19 protein-coding genes are annotated in these 15677 nt (G+C 30.4%); 8 read left to right on the top strand and 11 right to left on the bottom strand.

Annotated features, from left to right (window positions below; genetic code table 11):
- Positions 1-2: 2 nt before the first annotated feature.
- The 4 genes from cbpB to B6K90_RS16825 all read right to left on the bottom strand — a co-directional run bounded on the left by cbpB (position 3) and on the right by B6K90_RS16825 (position 1879).
- On the bottom strand, positions 3-449 hold the full coding sequence (cbpB, locus tag B6K90_RS16840) for a cyclic-di-AMP-binding protein CbpB (RefSeq protein WP_139840748.1): 447 nt from the start codon (positions 447-449) through the stop codon (positions 3-5).
- Between the two features lie 296 nt (positions 450-745).
- Positions 746-937, bottom strand: a complete 192-nt coding sequence (gene abbA / locus B6K90_RS16835; RefSeq protein ID WP_088013915.1) for an antirepressor AbbA — start codon at positions 935-937, stop codon at positions 746-748.
- A 53-nt stretch (positions 938-990) separates the two neighbouring features.
- On the bottom strand, positions 991-1464 hold the full coding sequence (locus tag B6K90_RS16830; RefSeq protein WP_407920537.1) for a ribonuclease H-like YkuK family protein: 474 nt from the start codon (positions 1462-1464) through the stop codon (positions 991-993).
- 178 nt (positions 1465-1642) lie between these two features.
- Entirely contained in the window at positions 1643-1879 is a 237-nt protein-coding gene (locus B6K90_RS16825; protein WP_056474223.1) for a YkuJ family protein, read from the bottom strand.
- Between the two features lie 257 nt (positions 1880-2136).
- Between B6K90_RS16825 and B6K90_RS16820 the strand changes: the two genes are divergently transcribed.
- On the top strand, positions 2137-2370 hold the full coding sequence (locus B6K90_RS16820) for a glutaredoxin domain-containing protein (RefSeq protein WP_088013913.1): 234 nt from the start codon (positions 2137-2139) through the stop codon (positions 2368-2370).
- A 530-nt stretch (positions 2371-2900) separates the two neighbouring features.
- On the opposite strand, the gene B6K90_RS16815 is transcribed toward B6K90_RS16820, so the two are convergent.
- The gene (locus tag B6K90_RS16815) at positions 2901-4115 is read right to left on the bottom strand and encodes an EAL domain-containing protein (protein ID WP_167555406.1); all 1215 of its coding nucleotides are present in this window, start codon (positions 4113-4115) and stop codon (positions 2901-2903) included.
- 13 nt (positions 4116-4128) lie between these two features.
- Positions 4129-4893 carry a 2,4-dienoyl-CoA reductase gene (gene fadH, locus B6K90_RS16810; RefSeq protein WP_088013911.1) on the bottom strand — a complete coding sequence of 255 codons (765 nt, stop codon included), beginning with the start codon at positions 4891-4893 and terminating at the stop codon, positions 4129-4131.
- A gap of 125 nt (positions 4894-5018) precedes the next feature.
- Here fadH and B6K90_RS16805 point away from each other — a divergent pair, with 125 nt between their 5' ends.
- The 5 genes from B6K90_RS16805 (at position 5019) to B6K90_RS16785 (ending at position 9132) form a co-directional block, all read left to right on the top strand.
- Positions 5019-5864: a metallophosphoesterase gene (locus B6K90_RS16805; RefSeq protein ID WP_088013910.1), complete on the top strand. Its 846-nt coding sequence runs from the start codon at positions 5019-5021 to the stop codon at positions 5862-5864.
- 117 nt (positions 5865-5981) lie between these two features.
- Positions 5982-6323: a hypothetical protein gene (locus tag B6K90_RS24600; protein WP_407920535.1), complete on the top strand. Its 342-nt coding sequence runs from the start codon at positions 5982-5984 to the stop codon at positions 6321-6323.
- Between the two features lie 145 nt (positions 6324-6468).
- A complete protein-coding gene (locus tag B6K90_RS16795; RefSeq protein ID WP_088013909.1) occupies positions 6469-7008 on the top strand; it encodes a YkyB family protein in 540 nt (179 codons plus the stop codon).
- Positions 7009-7261: 253 nt separating this feature from the next.
- Entirely contained in the window at positions 7262-7525 is a 264-nt protein-coding gene (locus B6K90_RS16790) for a phage holin (RefSeq protein ID WP_088013908.1), read from the top strand.
- 281 nt (positions 7526-7806) lie between these two features.
- Positions 7807-9132, top strand: a complete 1326-nt coding sequence (locus tag B6K90_RS16785; protein ID WP_088013907.1) for a DUF3967 domain-containing protein — start codon at positions 7807-7809, stop codon at positions 9130-9132.
- A 107-nt stretch (positions 9133-9239) separates the two neighbouring features.
- Here the strand turns inward: B6K90_RS16785 and B6K90_RS16780 are convergent, their stop codons facing one another.
- Together B6K90_RS16780 and corA are read right to left on the bottom strand one after the other, a co-directional pair.
- A complete protein-coding gene (locus tag B6K90_RS16780; RefSeq protein ID WP_088013906.1) occupies positions 9240-10547 on the bottom strand; it encodes a sensor histidine kinase in 1308 nt (435 codons plus the stop codon).
- A 164-nt stretch (positions 10548-10711) separates the two neighbouring features.
- Entirely contained in the window at positions 10712-11656 is a 945-nt protein-coding gene (gene corA / locus B6K90_RS16775) for a magnesium/cobalt transporter CorA (RefSeq protein WP_088013905.1), read from the bottom strand.
- A 144-nt stretch (positions 11657-11800) separates the two neighbouring features.
- Between corA and B6K90_RS16770 the strand changes: the two genes are divergently transcribed.
- Positions 11801-12961 carry an aminotransferase A gene (locus tag B6K90_RS16770; protein ID WP_088013904.1) on the top strand — a complete coding sequence of 387 codons (1161 nt, stop codon included), beginning with the start codon at positions 11801-11803 and terminating at the stop codon, positions 12959-12961.
- Between the two features lie 42 nt (positions 12962-13003).
- On the opposite strand, the gene B6K90_RS16765 is transcribed toward B6K90_RS16770, so the two are convergent.
- Positions 13004-13453, bottom strand: coding sequence for an RDD family protein (locus B6K90_RS16765; RefSeq protein ID WP_025568640.1), 450 nt, complete (start codon positions 13451-13453; stop codon positions 13004-13006).
- A gap of 22 nt (positions 13454-13475) precedes the next feature.
- Positions 13476-14366, bottom strand: a complete 891-nt coding sequence (locus B6K90_RS16760; RefSeq protein ID WP_088013942.1) for an NAD(P)-dependent oxidoreductase — start codon at positions 14364-14366, stop codon at positions 13476-13478.
- Between the two features lie 232 nt (positions 14367-14598).
- Here B6K90_RS16760 and B6K90_RS16755 point away from each other — a divergent pair, with 232 nt between their 5' ends.
- Positions 14599-15213: a nitroreductase family protein gene (locus tag B6K90_RS16755; protein ID WP_088013903.1), complete on the top strand. Its 615-nt coding sequence runs from the start codon at positions 14599-14601 to the stop codon at positions 15211-15213.
- A gap of 65 nt (positions 15214-15278) precedes the next feature.
- Here B6K90_RS16755 and B6K90_RS16750 read toward each other — a convergent pair whose 3' ends face one another.
- On the bottom strand, positions 15279-15578 hold the full coding sequence (locus B6K90_RS16750; RefSeq protein WP_088013902.1) for an ArsR/SmtB family transcription factor: 300 nt from the start codon (positions 15576-15578) through the stop codon (positions 15279-15281).
- Positions 15579-15677 lie beyond the last annotated feature (99 nt).

Raw genomic sequence — 15677 nt, 5'->3', positions numbered from 1 at the left:
CGTTAATGCTTATTATATCTTCTTACATTTTTATTCAATTGTTTTAAAATCGCTCTACGAGTTAATATACCTTCAAACGTATTATGATCATCAACCACACATACAAATGGATGATCAACTACAGATTCAAGCCCTTTAGCTAGCGTATCAGTCGTTTTTAATAAAGGTATTTCAGTACCCATTACCTCTTCAACTTTCATATTACTTAAACGTTCAAATTCAATTCTTTCTAATCCTAGTATTCCATCTAATATCATTGATGTACTAATTAAACCAAGTAATTGAAACTTCGGATTTAAAACTGGAATTGAAGAATATCCAGATTTCGTAAGTACTAATAATGCATGTTCCAAACTGTTACCAATTTGTACATGAGCTACTTTTTCACTTGAAATAATTACTTCTTCTACTTTATGTTCAAAAAATTGTGAACCATCAATACTAATCAAAAACATCGTCCCCCAATAGAAAAGCAAAAGTATTAAAAAAATGGTAGAAATTATCCAGTCATAAACAAACATCAAATAAATACACATATAACTTTGCTATTCATCTCTATAGAAAAAATCCGAAAGATTATTTTATCCGAATAAGGACTATGTCCCCATCCCTATATTATCAGATTTGTAACCCCTTTCCAATTTAACTTTTCTTAAAAATTTACTTATTTACCTATAACTATTCAAAAAACAAAAAAACGTTTAGATAAATAATTTATTATCTAAACGTTCATCTCTATTTGTCTTCATAACCCTAAATCCCTTAATTTTTGATATAAATGTACTAATCTTTCGTATTGATCCTCGCCTGCATCCATTAAACCATTTTCTATATCAGTTATCTGTGATGAAATGAGTTCAATTGCATAATTTTGTTTCATCACTGTGTCGACCAATAAAGACAATTCATCTTCTGTAAAATTTTGTTCACTTAGCATCCATCATCCCTCCTAATCCTCATTTTAATCAATGTTTATTTAGTTTAAACTTCTTATTTTGTAAATTTATTAGCATAACTAAATGCTGTATAAGAATCAGGTTTTATCTTTGGAATGATGCCCATTGCACTAACTTTCGATGTCATTTCTTGTATAAACTCTTTTGTAAGTCCCACCGTACCAATATCTAAATGTATTTCAAAACTAAAATTATTCGAATTAGCATTTTCATGCAGAGGACTAAAAATTTTTTCTAAATGAAAAGGCGATAATAAAAATGCTATTTCCTGGCTATACATAGTTTCTAAAAATATTTTCTCTTTTAAATTTCGGATTTTCTTGTGATGCCAACAAGTATGTAAACATCCCCAAGCTCCATTTCCTACTCTATGCAAATGAAGAGCTGTAATAAACTTAGTTCCATTACTATGAACCTGAGAATCTGTTCCAATGGAAAGTCGATATTGTTTATTAGGATCACTTTTTACAAAGTGATATAGCCGATCAACTACATGATCAAAACTCATATTTCTTTCACTTACATTGTAAAATCGATACTGATCTTTATTCACATATATGACCTCCCTTTTCATAACAAATACATAATAATGTATTCATTAAAATTTGGGATTAGCACGACCTTACTATTTTGTAATAAAATATTAAAAAAAAAGAAAAAACAAGCTAAGCTTGTTTTTTCTTTTCTTATGAAATAATTTCGTATATTTCAATTGCTACCATATCGATATTATCGAATGGGAACGTTTGTGGTTTTTCACCTTGTTGAAATACTTCTAATTCAAAAGTTTCATTTTTCTCAGAATACTTTACGCTACACTTTCTTTCACCGTTAACTTCAAAATATCTTTGAGCAACCTCACCGTTCGTAGCTTGTTGTTTTAAACTTTCTAAGCGTTCTAAAATTCCTAGTAATAAAGACATATTAGAACTCCTTTCTACCATGTGTCATTCCCTAAATATAGGTTTTACTTTCTTACAATTTCTATCCAAAAAACTTCTGATAGATTTCAGCTATGTAAGTGTCCATTAATAAGAATACTTGTATTTCTAGATAAATTCAAGAAAAATAGTCGTTTCAACTAAAAAACAAATTTCTTTCTATACATTATTTTTCTATGTCATAATAGTTTTATACAATTGCTATAAGATAATAAATAAAAAAGGATGTCGGTTAGTTTATGAAGATTGAATTGTTCACACAAGATGGATGCCCTCCTTGTGAATTTTTGAAAAATTATTTAAAAGAGATGAATGTTACTTATATTGAATATAACGTTTCAAAAGATGAAAGTGCAAAAAAAAGAATGATGTTTGAGTTAGATTCATTCTCTACACCTACTTTAATGATTAAAGATGAGATAATTAGAGGCGTTCAGCTGGAACAAATTGAAGCTGCATTACAAAAACGTTAGTCCTTTAACTATTCACACTCCTTTTCAGATTAAAAACACCTAAATGAACCTTTTACGTCCATTTAGGTGTTTTTTGTCAATCTATACTTCATTATTTAAGTTTATTTAAAGGACTTGTCCTAAAAATAATTTCTTATTACCCAACCCCTATAAAATGAAAAACAAAAAACATGACGGACGATGCAAAAAGAACTTTCGAAATAAGTCCTCTCAAATAAAATCCTCCCTCAAATGAACTTTTACTAATCGTATCATTTTTTTATTGAATTTTACTATATGAATCGTTCTAATCTTTTTTACATTAGTTGACAGAGAAAAATCACTACTTTTATGTAAAATTAGGCATATATATATGAATTCGTCGATTTTTGATAAAATTAACGAACACTCTATGTTCAAAAATTAAAATTTATTCTGGGTAATTTTAAATAGCATTATTTAACTACCTTTGTTACAGCAATAACTAGAAAAAAATGACTGTCATTTTTCATGCGACAGTCATTTTCATATTAAATCTTATAAGTGAGTCATTAAAAAAGTAACTCATTATGTTTAAATAAAAAATCATAACTTAAGTCAATATATAAATAGTTTCCATTATTCATCGGATAAGAAAACGTTCGAATCTTTTCACCGGTTTCAATATCTCTGTACATATCTGATAATTGTCCTTGATCATTTGATTGCATTTTCAAAACGGTTTCTAAAAAATATGGCCTCCAGCTCCAGTTTCTACCTTTATACTTCTCTTGAAGTTCCCACTGTTCACCTTGAACTTTAAACAAGTTTGCTGATTGCTGAAAACCATCCTCATCACAAATATACATCCTAAAGCAAAAGGAATTTAATTCACTTGATATATTCATTAAAAAAGAATTTAAATCCTCTCCTAATTTAAATTTATTAATTGCCGATTCAACTTTTTGTTGTATTAGATTAGTCATATCTCTAAGCGCAATTAATTTGTTCTTTTCGCCTCGAATATATTTTAAGATATCATTCTTAAGTGGCTCACATTCATGATTCAACTGACTAATTGAAGGTTGTGGTATAAACAAATATGCGCCTTGATAGAATCTTCCACCATTTTTCCATGCATTTCTTAATTGAATTGAATCAATTATTCCATCGTAGTACATCGATGCCCCTACTTTTCTTGCCACATAAATTACGGAATTTAATAAATCTTGAAATGATGAAGTATGAAGTTGTTGAACCATTTTAAAATCGATTTTAATGATATCTGGAGATAAAAATCGAAGTTTTTCTAGGTTAATTAGCTTCTCATTTACGCTGTTAATCGCAAATTTAATACCATACGTTTGATAATATGTAATTAAATTTTTTAGTTCTTTTTCAAAACCATAAAAAAGTTGATGTTGAAGTATAATGACAACTTTATTTAGTTGTATACCCTTTTCTTCATATGATTGTAAAATCGATAAAAGATTTTCTGGATCATCTGAAAGAAGCGCTGAAGGATGACGGTTAATAAAAATACCACCATCAAATTTAGATTGTACAACTTCATCGAGAGCTTGAATTAATATATGATTGTCAACCTCTAATAAGTAGTCATCTGGCACCAAATCATTTGCAAAGAAGAATTCAAGGCTGTGTAAATTTTCAAGTTTAAGTCTACCAACAACCTCTACTCCTACACAACGTTGTGTATCGGCTCCATATATTGGTTGAAAATATGGTACGACTTTATCTAAGTTACTTATTACGTCTAAAGGATCCATTTTGAACCTCCTTCTAAAATGGGTATTGATGTAAGGACTGTCCTCCATCCATTGTAAAACAAGAACCATTAATATAACCAGCCTCATTTGAAAATAAATATGCACAAAGTCCTGCAATCTCTTCTGGGGTACCCAATCTACCTAGTGGCACACTTTGAATTGTGCGGTTTTCTAAGTCCTCAGATAGCCATAGTTTAGCCGCACCACCTGTACGCTCAATAGGTCCAGGAGCGATCGCATTGACTCTAATTCCATATTTCCTACCCCACTCAACGGCTAATGTTCTTGTCATAGCAAGCACACCAGCTTTAGCTGATGCTGAGTGAATTACACCAGGACCCGCATCCCAAGCATATGTAGCAATAATATTTGTAATGGCTCCTTTAATTTTATGTTGGATCATATACCTTCCAACTTCAGAACTACAATAAAAAGTTCCATTTAAAACTATATTTATAACCGTGTTCCAACCGTTTACAGACAAATCCTCTGCAGCACAAATAAAATTACCTGCCGCATTATTTACTAAGAAGTCTATTGTACCAAATGTTTGATCAACTTCATTTACCATATTTTTAATTAATTCAGGATCTCGAACATCCATCGCTATTGGTAATACTTGACCATCATATTGTTCAATTTCTTCCTTTGCACTATTTAATTTATCTAAATCTCTTCCGGCAATAACTACTTTTGCACCATCCTTTGCAAAACGCATGGCCATTGCTTTCCCCATACCACTAGAGCCACCAGTAACGATCACAACCTTATCCTTCACTCGATTCACTCCCTATGTATTCTATAGTTTAACAACATTTCATTATTTTGAGAATATTTTTAACAATTAAACTATTTAATATAGTATGTAGTATTTATTTCTTTTAAAAAGGTCGGGGGACACAATTGAAAATTAAACCTATATCATTTTTTTTACTATTAATTTGTACAATCTATTACTCAGTCTATGTTGAACCAACATCAATTCGAACTAAGCATTTAACATTTTCAGACAATCGGTTAAATTCGAATACTATTATTAAATTAATACAAATCTCGGATACTCACTTTAATAATAAAAAAGATTTAGAGCGATTTAAAAAGATCGTTAATAATATAAACGAAATGAAGCCTGATTTTATTTTATTTACTGGTGATTTGGTTAGTGATATTCGAAAGTTTTCGTATAAACATGAGCTTATTCAGCTTTTAAAAGAACTTAATCCGAAAATAGGAAAACTTGCAATTTATGGTAACCATGATCATGGAGGTTATTTTACTGAACAATACAAAGAGCTTTTAACCGAAAGTAATTTTATTTTATTGAAAAACGAAGAAAAAACATATTTCGTTCAAAAACAAAAAGTATCATTTATCGGTCTCGATGATTATATGCTAGGAAACAAACAATATAATAAAATATTAGAACGCATTCAGAAAAATACTTATACAGTTGTTCTAGCACATGAACCTGATATTGCTGATCTGACAAAAAACTATCCGATAAATCTTCAGCTCTCTGGACATAGTCATGGCGGTCAAATTTTTTTACCATTATATAAGTCCTTTATAATGCCTCCATTTGCAAAGAAATACAACCGTGGTGTTTACACCCTATCAAGTAAATTTAACAGTCATTTAGTCGTTTCAAACGGAATTGGAACAACTAAACTACCAATTCGTTTATTTACTCCACCCGAAATTGTATCAATTGAAATTACAGGGCAAATTAAAAATTCAAATCGAACATGAATTACAATACCTCTCAGTTCTCACCATACTAGGTTGGTTACCTATTTTTATGGGTACTTGCTCAATTATTTTAGTACTCCATACACTAATATTGAAGACAAGAGAGGAGGTTAATACATGAATTATCATTATCACCCTAATTTGAATTATTATTATAGAGACGCGCATTCCCCATCTTACTACTATGATCATAACGAGCAACGCTTTGTCCCTTTTTTCCCAATACTACCAATAATAGGAGGGTTAGCAGGATTAGCAGGTGGATTCGCGTTAGGTGCACTGGCGTTTAGACCACCTTATTATCCACCTTATGGACAATTCCCACCATATCAAGCATATCCTCCGTACGGTGCGTTCCCTGGATACCAACAACCTTACCCACCTGTAAATCCAGGTGCTTATTTACCTAGCAATGCGGGATTAAATACACCAGGTAATATTGGTCCATATCCATACTAATAAATAAAAAAAGCTAGTCGTATTAATGAATATTATTTCGATTAGCTTTTTATTATATAACCTCTTCCTAGAATTAATTTGAAAAAATTTAAACTAAAGATATAATATACTCATATCTATTATTTTTTGGAGGTAACCAAGAAGCATGAAATCGAAAGAACCTAGCCTGAATAAACTAAATTTTACAAATGAAGAAATTTTTCAGGCAATATTTGTTGTAAATAAACATGCTAAAACAGCACTTGAACCAAGTGAACTATATTCACTAAAAAGACAAGCTATATTGAAGCTTATTGATAAAGGAATTGCTAAGAAAGTCGGATTACATTTTTCAAATAACCCCAAGTCAAGTAAACAACAATCTGATGTGTTGATTGCTTGTGGAGATTTTTTCTTTCATATACCACCGTTAAAAGAAGACTTTAAACTTCTCCCGCATTTAGGAATATTAGAAAATACTCACCGTAACCCAAAAGTATCCATGTCATTAAGCTATGCAAAAAAAATACTTCATCATTTCTTAGGTATACAAAATGTTAAATCTGAAAATCATGTCAAAAACGGATCTAACTACCGAAGAAACACCCCAGGGCAATTTTTAAGAGCTTCTTCATTTCTAAATAACTCTACATTTACTTTTCCGAGTGAACCAATTCGCAAAAATAAAGGTAAGCAAGAGAAATAAGATGAAACAAAAATACTAACGAAAATAAAATTAATATAGATTAAATGGGAAGATTTTAAGACCTTTTAAATGAAAGGGTTTTAAATCCTTCCCTTTTTTATTAGAATGAACAAAAAATTCAGCATGAAAGGATTACTATTTTTAGTGTCCATTTATTCTTCGCTTGTTGCATTTAATTTTCCTCTCATATTTTAGTAGATTTGTCTCACCTATTATTAGGGCAAGCATACTCTATTAATAGGGGGTGATTGATATGTTCGGTAATAATAACTTACAAGATATTATTCGTTATGTTGCTGGGTTCTTATTTGCACTTCAATTGTTACTAAATTCTTTTGGGTTTAAATTCCTAAATAATGAACAAATTGATGCTGTAATTAATATAATTTCATTCCTTTTTATTTTATACTTCGGTGCAAAGCATAATTATTTAGGTAAAAAAGGACAAGCTCAAAAAGCAGTTCTTCAAGAAGCAGGTTTAGAAAAAACAAATAAGCAGACAAATTCGGATCAATAGATTACTTTATCCCTACTTTTTGATAGATTAGATTACAAATTTAAAGTTTTCGTTTGAGAGTGATTAAACATTATTTCACTCTCTATTTTTGAGTCGAATTTATGCTATTTTTTAAGTAATATTTTCTATATTTCACTATTTTTCCTCATATATTGATTTTAATTTTAGTAATCATATGTACTTTGTTATACATTGTAGAATTATTTTAAGTAGATTAGGTAGGAAAAATTTAACTTTGTATTGAATGTTCTAAAAACACATATTTTTCAGGAGGATCTCAAATGTCAGTAATTTTTACAAGTAAAGACATTTCAAAGAAATTAAAAATAGGTAAATCTCGTGTGAGAGAGATTAGTAAGGAACTAGAAAAAAAAGAATATCATTTTACAAAGAACCAAGATACTAGGATTTATAATCAAAATGATTTCGAATTATTTCAAATGATTATTCAAGTGTACCAAACGAGTGAAAATCTTTTACAATCAGTTGAATATGCTTTAAATAACCTGTCAGCTCAAAGTTTTTCTGAAATCCATGAAAATAAAACACCTCCAATCGAGAATGAAATTACAGAAAAAAATACTGAAATCGTTACACTTAGCACCCCGAATATTCCTCTAGAAAATAACATACATAAAAATTTTGACATGAAAAATGACGTGGAACTGCTTGATGTAAAAAAGGATCATATTGTTGAAGAAGTAACTTCTCAAATCGAAACAATTGATCCAGAATTAATCCGTCATTCACTTTTACAAGAAGAAACACCGTTAGCGTCTATATCCCTAGTAGAAAAAATCGAAGTAGCAGAAATCGAAGTAGCAGAAATCAGTCAAATTACTTCACAAAATACAAATCATTTAGAAGAACCACTTTCTCAATTAGAAACAATTGATGAAGTCGTAGTGGAGCCATCATTTTCACAAGATGATGCTAAGAGGTTTGAAGAATCCTTATCACAATTAGATATAATTGAAGAAGTCGTAATAAATCAACCATTACAAAAAGAAGAGCAAATTACGGTATCGGCTACTTTATCAAAGCAAACAGATCAAAACTTTGAAGAAGAAGAAGTCGGAGAATATCGTTTTGAAGAAATGACTGTTGAACAAGTACTTGAGGAAAATAAAAAACTACCTGATGAAGTAGTTCTTTCAAATGTAAAGGAATCAAACGTAGTAACTGATTCTATTATTTCAAAAGAAAATGTTACTACTTTTGTACCGACAAATTCTAATCAAATTATGTTTGAAGAGTTTATGTCTCAAATTACAAATCTAGCATATCAAAATGAACAAATTCTAAATCAAAATCAAACATTAATTAAGCAGAACTTGGAGAAGGATCAAAAGTTAGAAAAAATATTATATTCAGTTGAAGAAAAAAGTGAAGAGCTACAAGGGTTAGCAACAGTAATTGAAGAAAAAGATGAAAAATTAGAGCAAATGTTTGAAGAAATTAAAACAAAAGAATCTGGTCGAGATGCTCAATTAATGAGAATGATTAGAGAATTACAAGAAACAAAGAAAATGGTAGCTGCCTCAAAAGAAAGAGACTGGAAAAATGCAATTAAATCACTCTTTTTTAAACCTAAGTCAGTAAAATAATTTGTGTATTATCTAGCACTTATCATTCAATTAAGATTATAAGTTTTATCGATTCATTATTTTGAAAAGAGAAGGGAGCTTCAAAAAGATCCCTTCTCTTTATTCTTTCATTGTACCTCTTCACTCTGTTCTTGATGATATGCAGGTAATATAATATGAACTTCAGTACCTTTTCCTTCTTCACTTAAGTACTCTATCGTTCCCTTATGTGCTTCGATGATACTAAAGGTAACCATTAGTCCTAGACCTGTTCCTTTTTCTTTTAAAGAATAAAAAGGTTGTCCTAAACGGTCCAATTGTGCTTTCGACATACCTACTCCATTATCTTTAACAACAATTCGTATGTACTCTCGATCTCTTACCTTCTCAATATTTGCTTCAATCTTAATATAACCTTTCGTGTCCTTTATAGCTTCTACACCATTTTTAAGTACATTAATGATTGCTTGTTTAAGCTTAGCTCGATCTCCGAGTGTGTACATGTCCTCATTTACATTTACTTGTAAGAAAGCACCTTGTAGTGAGGCGTAACTTGACATTAATGTTGTAACTTCATTCAGTTGTTCCGTCATATTGATTATTTTCTTTTCTTCAATTTGAGGCCTAGCTAAATTTAAATAATCCGAAATTATATTTTCAGCTCGGTCTAGTTCAGCTAATACAAGTTTCATATATTCTCTATTCGTTCCACTTTCTTGATTCTCAATTAACTGAATGAAACCCCTTACAACCGTTAATGGATTTCTAACCTCATGAGCTACACTCGCCGCAAGTTCACTCACCATATTTAATTTCTCCGATTTTTGCATTTGAACACGAATCTCAGCATTTTCAAATAAAAACTCTCTTAAGTAAACGTGAAACAGCATTGTAATTGTTAAAACAGTAAAAAATATACACGCCGAAAAAATGGTTTGATCTGATTGATACTCTTTTATACCATTTACCGTTGCTTCATAATAAAGCAAACAGACCATACTGAACGAAAATAAAATTGGCATTAAAATACTTAAAGCAAATTTCTTTCGTTTCGAAAAACTAACCCAATGTGGTGAAACAATAAATGGTAATATACACGAAATCACTTCAAAAGGAAAAGATTTCAAAGATGCTAGACCATATAGTAAATACACAAAAACTGCTTTTGTTAAAATAATAATCGTACCGATCAATCTTCCACCATATAAAATAGAAGAATAGATTAATAAAATACTAAAAGTAATAGCCATGCTTTTACTAATGTGAATTGGGTAAAGCAAGCAAATAAAAATATTAAAAAAAGTTAGCAATCCAACTAATATTCTATTTTGTTTCGGGCTTGTATTGTGGTATCTACTGAGCCAAAACATTTCGTATAAAAAGACCGGAATGATTATGATTGCAAATTGAATTAATAAATCTTTTAATTGCAGCATTAAAGTGTCCCCCACCCCTTCTTTCAACAAATTATAACATAGTAATTTAAACTTCTAATTATTAATACAAAAAATTCAAAAAAAACATTTCTACACAGAACGTCACATTCTTACAAAGTATTCTAAAATATAAGAAAAGTCGTCAAGCTTAAGTGCTTAACGACTTAAAACCAACCTTTTCTTTTAAAAAATATGTACATTAAAATCGTTACAAATCCCATTAAAATTAAGATAAATAAGTATCCATATTTCCATGTTAATTCCGGCATATAATGGAAATTCATTCCATATAAACCTACAATAAATGTTAATGGTAAAAAGAAAGATGATATTATTGTTAATGTTTTCATAATATTATTCATCTTTTCTGAGCTTAATGAAAAATAGCTTTCTCGAATATCGGAAGCTAAATCTCGATTTGTCTCAATCATATCTGAAAGCTTCATTAAATGATCATGTATATCTTCAAAATAAATACGATGTTCAGATATATCTTTAAATCGATTCGAGTTAAGGATTCGATATAATAAATCACGAGTCGGTAAAATCGTTCTCCTTAATTTCGATAAATCAGATTTTATATCATATAATCTTTCTACAGCATTATCTACTTGTTTCCTTAAAGGATCAATTTCTAGGTCCGATAGTTCATCCTCCAAACGATAAATTAGTGGAAAATAACTATCTACAAGCTCATCAATAATTCGATGAGTTAAATGAAGTGGACTCTTCGAAGCTCGACGATCTGACTTAATATTATCTAAAACTAATTGAACGGTCGGACTTTTATGTATATGAAATGTGATGACATAATGATCACTTACAAAAATATCGAGTTCTGTCTCCTCTAAGTCTAATTTATTTAATTCGTGTAAAATTAAAAAATGATATCCTTCATAATAATCGAGTTTAGGTCTTTGTACATATTCCAAACAATCTTCAATCGCTAAAGGATGAAAATTAAATTCAGTTGATAATAGTTGAATCTCATCTTCTGTTGGTTCATTAATATCTACCCAATACCATAAGTATTTATTTGATTTTGCTTCTGCAATTGTTATATTTCGATCGATTACTTTATTTTTAGTTATTCCTATTACTTGTAACAAGTTTACACACCTTCTTTAGACAATCAAATTATTTCACTACTAAATACTTTTTTTATTATATGGTAAAATGAAGGAAATTTCATTGAATAGTTCGATTAAAAAGTTTTAATTTACATATAAAAATAATAAGTTGAGGGATTTAAAATGAAAAGATATATAAACGAAAGTGTAAAAGAAATTCAAATCTCTGGTATTAGAAAATTTGCCCAAAAAATTGAAAAATATGAAAATGTTATTGCATTAACATTGGGGCAACCTGATTTTCCAACTCCAGCACCTATTAAAGAAGCTGCTATTCATGCAATTAATCAAAATCAAACAGTCTATACTCCTAATGCAGGACTGCCTGCGCTTAGAAATGCTGCTTCAAATTTTTTAAAGAAAAAATATTCCTTATCGTATGATCCAACGAACGAAGTAATCGTTACAGTAGGGGCTAGTCAAGCACTCGATGTTACATTTAGAACAATTCTTAACGACGAATGTGAGGTTATTCTTCCTGCACCAATTTACCCTGGCTATGCACCAATTATTCAAACTTGTGGTGCAAAACCAGTCTTTGTAGATACATCTAATAGTGGTTTTAAAATTACACCTGAATTATTAGAAGAACAAATCACTGAAAAAACACGTTGCATTGTTTTACCTTATCCAAATAACCCAACAGGTGTCACATTAACGAAAGAGGAACTTGAGAAATTAGCTAACTACTTATCTCAGAAAGACGTATTCATTTTATCAGATGAAATATATAGTGAGCTGACATATGATTCGACTCATACTTCTATTGCAAGTTACCCTGGAATGAGAGAAAAGACAATTGTCATAAACGGTCTTAGCAAATCACATTCTATGACTGGTTGGAGAATTGGTTTTATCTATGCGCCTGCATATTTAGCTCAGGAAATCTTAAAAGTGCACCAGTATAACGTATCATGTGCTACATCAATATCTCAATATGCAGCTATTACAGCATTAACAGATTGCATTGATTCTCCAATTGAAATGGCAAAGGAATATAAAATAAGACGTAATTATATGATTGATCGATTAGAAAAGATGGGGCTACCCTGTATTAAGCCAGAAGGTGCATTTTATTTATTCCCATCAATTAAAGAATTCAATATGCCTTCCATGGAGTTCGCACTAAATCTAGTAGAAAAACATAATCTAGCGGTTATTCCAGGAGAAGCTTTTTCTGAATATGGAGATTCACATATTCGATTATCATATGCTTATTCAATGAAAGAACTAGAAATTGCATGTGATCGATTAGAAGAGTTTGTAACTAGTCTTAGAAATTAAAATAAAAAACAGGGGTGGATTTCTTAATCCTCCCCTGCTTTTTTATCTAGCTTGTATTACTCTTGTTTTAAATAACAAGTCCTGAATTGTTTTATGGTCTTTTCTAAATAACATTAAATAGACATTAACTATTAATGGTACACCTAAAAATAGAACTGATATTCCTGCTATAAAGATAAAACGGATGAAAAATAGTATCATTGTCGTTTCTTCATAGTTATCTTTTATCATTTTAATAGCTAAAAATCTTTGACCAAATGTCATCCCTTTATTAAATTGTGGAACAACTACAAATAATATGATCATAATAATTGATATAACGATTAAATCAACCGTTGAATTTCCTGATGTAGAATTAAAACGACTTAATATCTTCTCAGGATTCATCGTAATAATAGCGATAATGATCCCATAAGCTACTGATACGATAAATGTATCGAATAAAAACGCACTTAATCGTTGATAAAACTTTGCAAGTTGAAAATTTTGCACTTGTTAACCTCTATTCATTAAATTATTGAATGTGGTGAGACGGATCGTATAAAGTATAAAGTGCTTGCGTTCCTTTTTCATCTAAACCATTTTTAGACAGTTCATCGTAGCATTTTTTTGCAAGTAAAAGTCCTGGTAGATTTAATTCCATCTTTTCAGCTTCTTCAATTGCGATTCCCATATCTTTTATAAAATGTTTAATATAGAATCCCGGCTCGAAATCTCCTTTTAAAACACGAGGTGCTAAATTAGATAATGACCAACTACCTGCTGCACCTGTAGAAATACTTCCTAATACTTTTTCACCGTCTAATCCCGCTGCTTTCGCATATGCAAGGGCCTCACAAACTCCTAACATACCTGAAGCTATTGCAATCTGATTACACATTTTTACATGTTGTCCACTACCAGCATTTCCATGATATGCAATATTTTTTCCTAAAACATCAAATAATGCGGACATTTTATGAAAAATTTCTTCTTCTCCACCAACCATAATCGCTAATCTAGCTTCTCTTGCCCCTAAATCTCCACCTGACACAGGTGCATCTAATGATGACATACCTACTGATTTTGTTAGCTCATCAATTTTTTTAGCTAAAGTTGGTGTCGAAGTTGTAAAATCGATAAATGTTGTCCCTTTTGAAGCCGATTGGATGATCCCATTATCGCCAAAATATACTTCCTCTAAGTCACTTGGATAGCCAACCATCGTACAAATAACCTGACAATTTGGTGCTAATTCTTTAGGTGTATCATACCAAGTTGCACCTAAATCAATTAATTCATTTGCTTTTTCTTTTGTACGGTTATAAATATGTAATTTTGCACCTGCATTGATTAAATGCTTTGCCATACTTTTACCCATAACGCCAATTCCGATAAATCCAACTTGTAAATCCTTTAAATTAATTGCTTCCATATTACACACTCCTCTTTTAATATCCATAAATAAACTAACATAAAAAATATTAATAAAAAAGCCTGAGCTATTATTATAAAAAAATAAGCAAAACTAAACCTTATTTCAAATTAAATTTAGGTTATTTCAACACTAATTTGTTGACTCTAATAATGGAACTATCTATATTAAAAAAGTACATAAAAATGTATCTAATGCACCTAATTTTTGGAGGTATTTTCATATGAAAAATGAACAATTTTTTGAAATGATTAAAGAACGAAACTCTACTCGAGTATTCGATTCTTCTACTGAAATCAGTAGCAGCGAAATTACTGAACTTCTTGATGCTGCAATGACTGCACCATCTGCTTGGAATTTACAACATTGGAAATTCGTTGTTTTCCATGGTGAAAACGCGCAAGGTAAATTATTACCTGTTGCATATAACCAAGGTCAAATTAAAGATGCTTCATGTGTAATTGCTGTATTAGCCGACACACAATCAGCAAAAAATGTTGACTTAGTTTTCGGACCTGCAGTGGAAGCTGGTTTTATGACTCAAGAAGCAAAAGACAAATTAAAAGCAAACGTTGAAAATGCTTATGCAACAGAGCAACGTAATCGTGAACAAGGTATCTTGAATTCTTCTCTTGCTGGTATGCAATTGATAATGGCTGCTTCTGCAAAAGGTTGGAACACTTGTGCAATCGGAGGATTTAACGAACAAGCGTTTAAAGAAACTTTCTTAACTGATGATCGCTATATTCCAACAATGTTGATTGCCATTGGTAAAGAAAAAGTACCTGGACATCATACAACACGTTTTTCTGCAAAAGAAATGTCTATTTGGATTTAATCATAAATGAAAAGTAAAAGGGATTCTGACAAAAGTCGGAGTCCCTTTTATGTCATTACGATTCATTAACAATGTTGCTCAACAGTACTGATTAATTTCTTAAGTAATTCTAGAGAAGAATCAATTGCTAATGAATAATATCTATGTGTACCTTTTTGCTCAATTTGTACTAATTGATTATCACGCAGTATTTTTAAATGATGTGATATAGCCGGTCTAGATAATGAAGTTTTTTCCGTAATTTCATTAACAGTTAGCGCTTCACCTTCTGATAACATTAAAATAATATCCTGTCTGTAAGGATCGCTTAACGCTTGGAACAAGGGAATACATTCTCTAAATACTTCTATTGCTTCTTTACTCAAATCTTCCACCTACTTTTATTATCCAAAAATAATCTTATTCGTTTAATAATTTAAACATACACTAAATTAAAGAAGCGAATTTGTCAACAGTAGGAATTT

The sequence above is a fragment of the Gottfriedia acidiceleris genome, from assembly GCF_002128425.1.
GTDB classification, from domain to species: Bacteria; Bacillota; Bacilli; order Bacillales; family Bacillaceae_G; genus Gottfriedia; species Gottfriedia acidiceleris.
The sequence above is the reverse complement of the archived record's forward strand: the minus strand, read 5'-3'. Positions and strand labels throughout refer to the sequence as shown.

What these genes read in the sequence shown, in the direction of transcription:
- abbA (WP_088013915.1), bottom strand. Translation starts at nt 937, where the DNA reads ATGCTAAGTGAACAAAATTTTACAGAAGATGAATTGTCTTTATTGGTC.
- B6K90_RS16830 (WP_407920537.1), bottom strand. Translation starts at nt 1,464, where the DNA reads ATGAGTTTTGATCATGTAGTTGATCGGCTATATCACTTTGTAAAAAGT.
- B6K90_RS16825 (WP_056474223.1), bottom strand. Translation starts at nt 1,879, where the DNA reads ATGTCTTTATTACTAGGAATTTTAGAACGCTTAGAAAGTTTAAAACAA.
- B6K90_RS16820 (WP_088013913.1), top strand. Translation starts at nt 2,137, where the DNA reads ATGAAGATTGAATTGTTCACACAAGATGGATGCCCTCCTTGTGAATTT.
- B6K90_RS16815 (WP_167555406.1), bottom strand. Translation starts at nt 4,115, where the DNA reads ATGGATCCTTTAGACGTAATAAGTAACTTAGATAAAGTCGTACCATAT.
- B6K90_RS24600 (WP_407920535.1), top strand. Translation starts at nt 5,982, where the DNA reads ATGAATTATCATTATCACCCTAATTTGAATTATTATTATAGAGACGCG.
- B6K90_RS16795 (WP_088013909.1), top strand. Translation starts at nt 6,469, where the DNA reads ATGAAATCGAAAGAACCTAGCCTGAATAAACTAAATTTTACAAATGAA.
- B6K90_RS16790 (WP_088013908.1), top strand. Translation starts at nt 7,262, where the DNA reads ATGTTCGGTAATAATAACTTACAAGATATTATTCGTTATGTTGCTGGG.
- B6K90_RS16785 (WP_088013907.1), top strand. Translation starts at nt 7,807, where the DNA reads ATGTCAGTAATTTTTACAAGTAAAGACATTTCAAAGAAATTAAAAATA.
- B6K90_RS16780 (WP_088013906.1), bottom strand. Translation starts at nt 10,547, where the DNA reads ATGCTGCAATTAAAAGATTTATTAATTCAATTTGCAATCATAATCATT.
- B6K90_RS16770 (WP_088013904.1), top strand. Translation starts at nt 11,801, where the DNA reads ATGAAAAGATATATAAACGAAAGTGTAAAAGAAATTCAAATCTCTGGT.
- B6K90_RS16755 (WP_088013903.1), top strand. Translation starts at nt 14,599, where the DNA reads ATGAAAAATGAACAATTTTTTGAAATGATTAAAGAACGAAACTCTACT.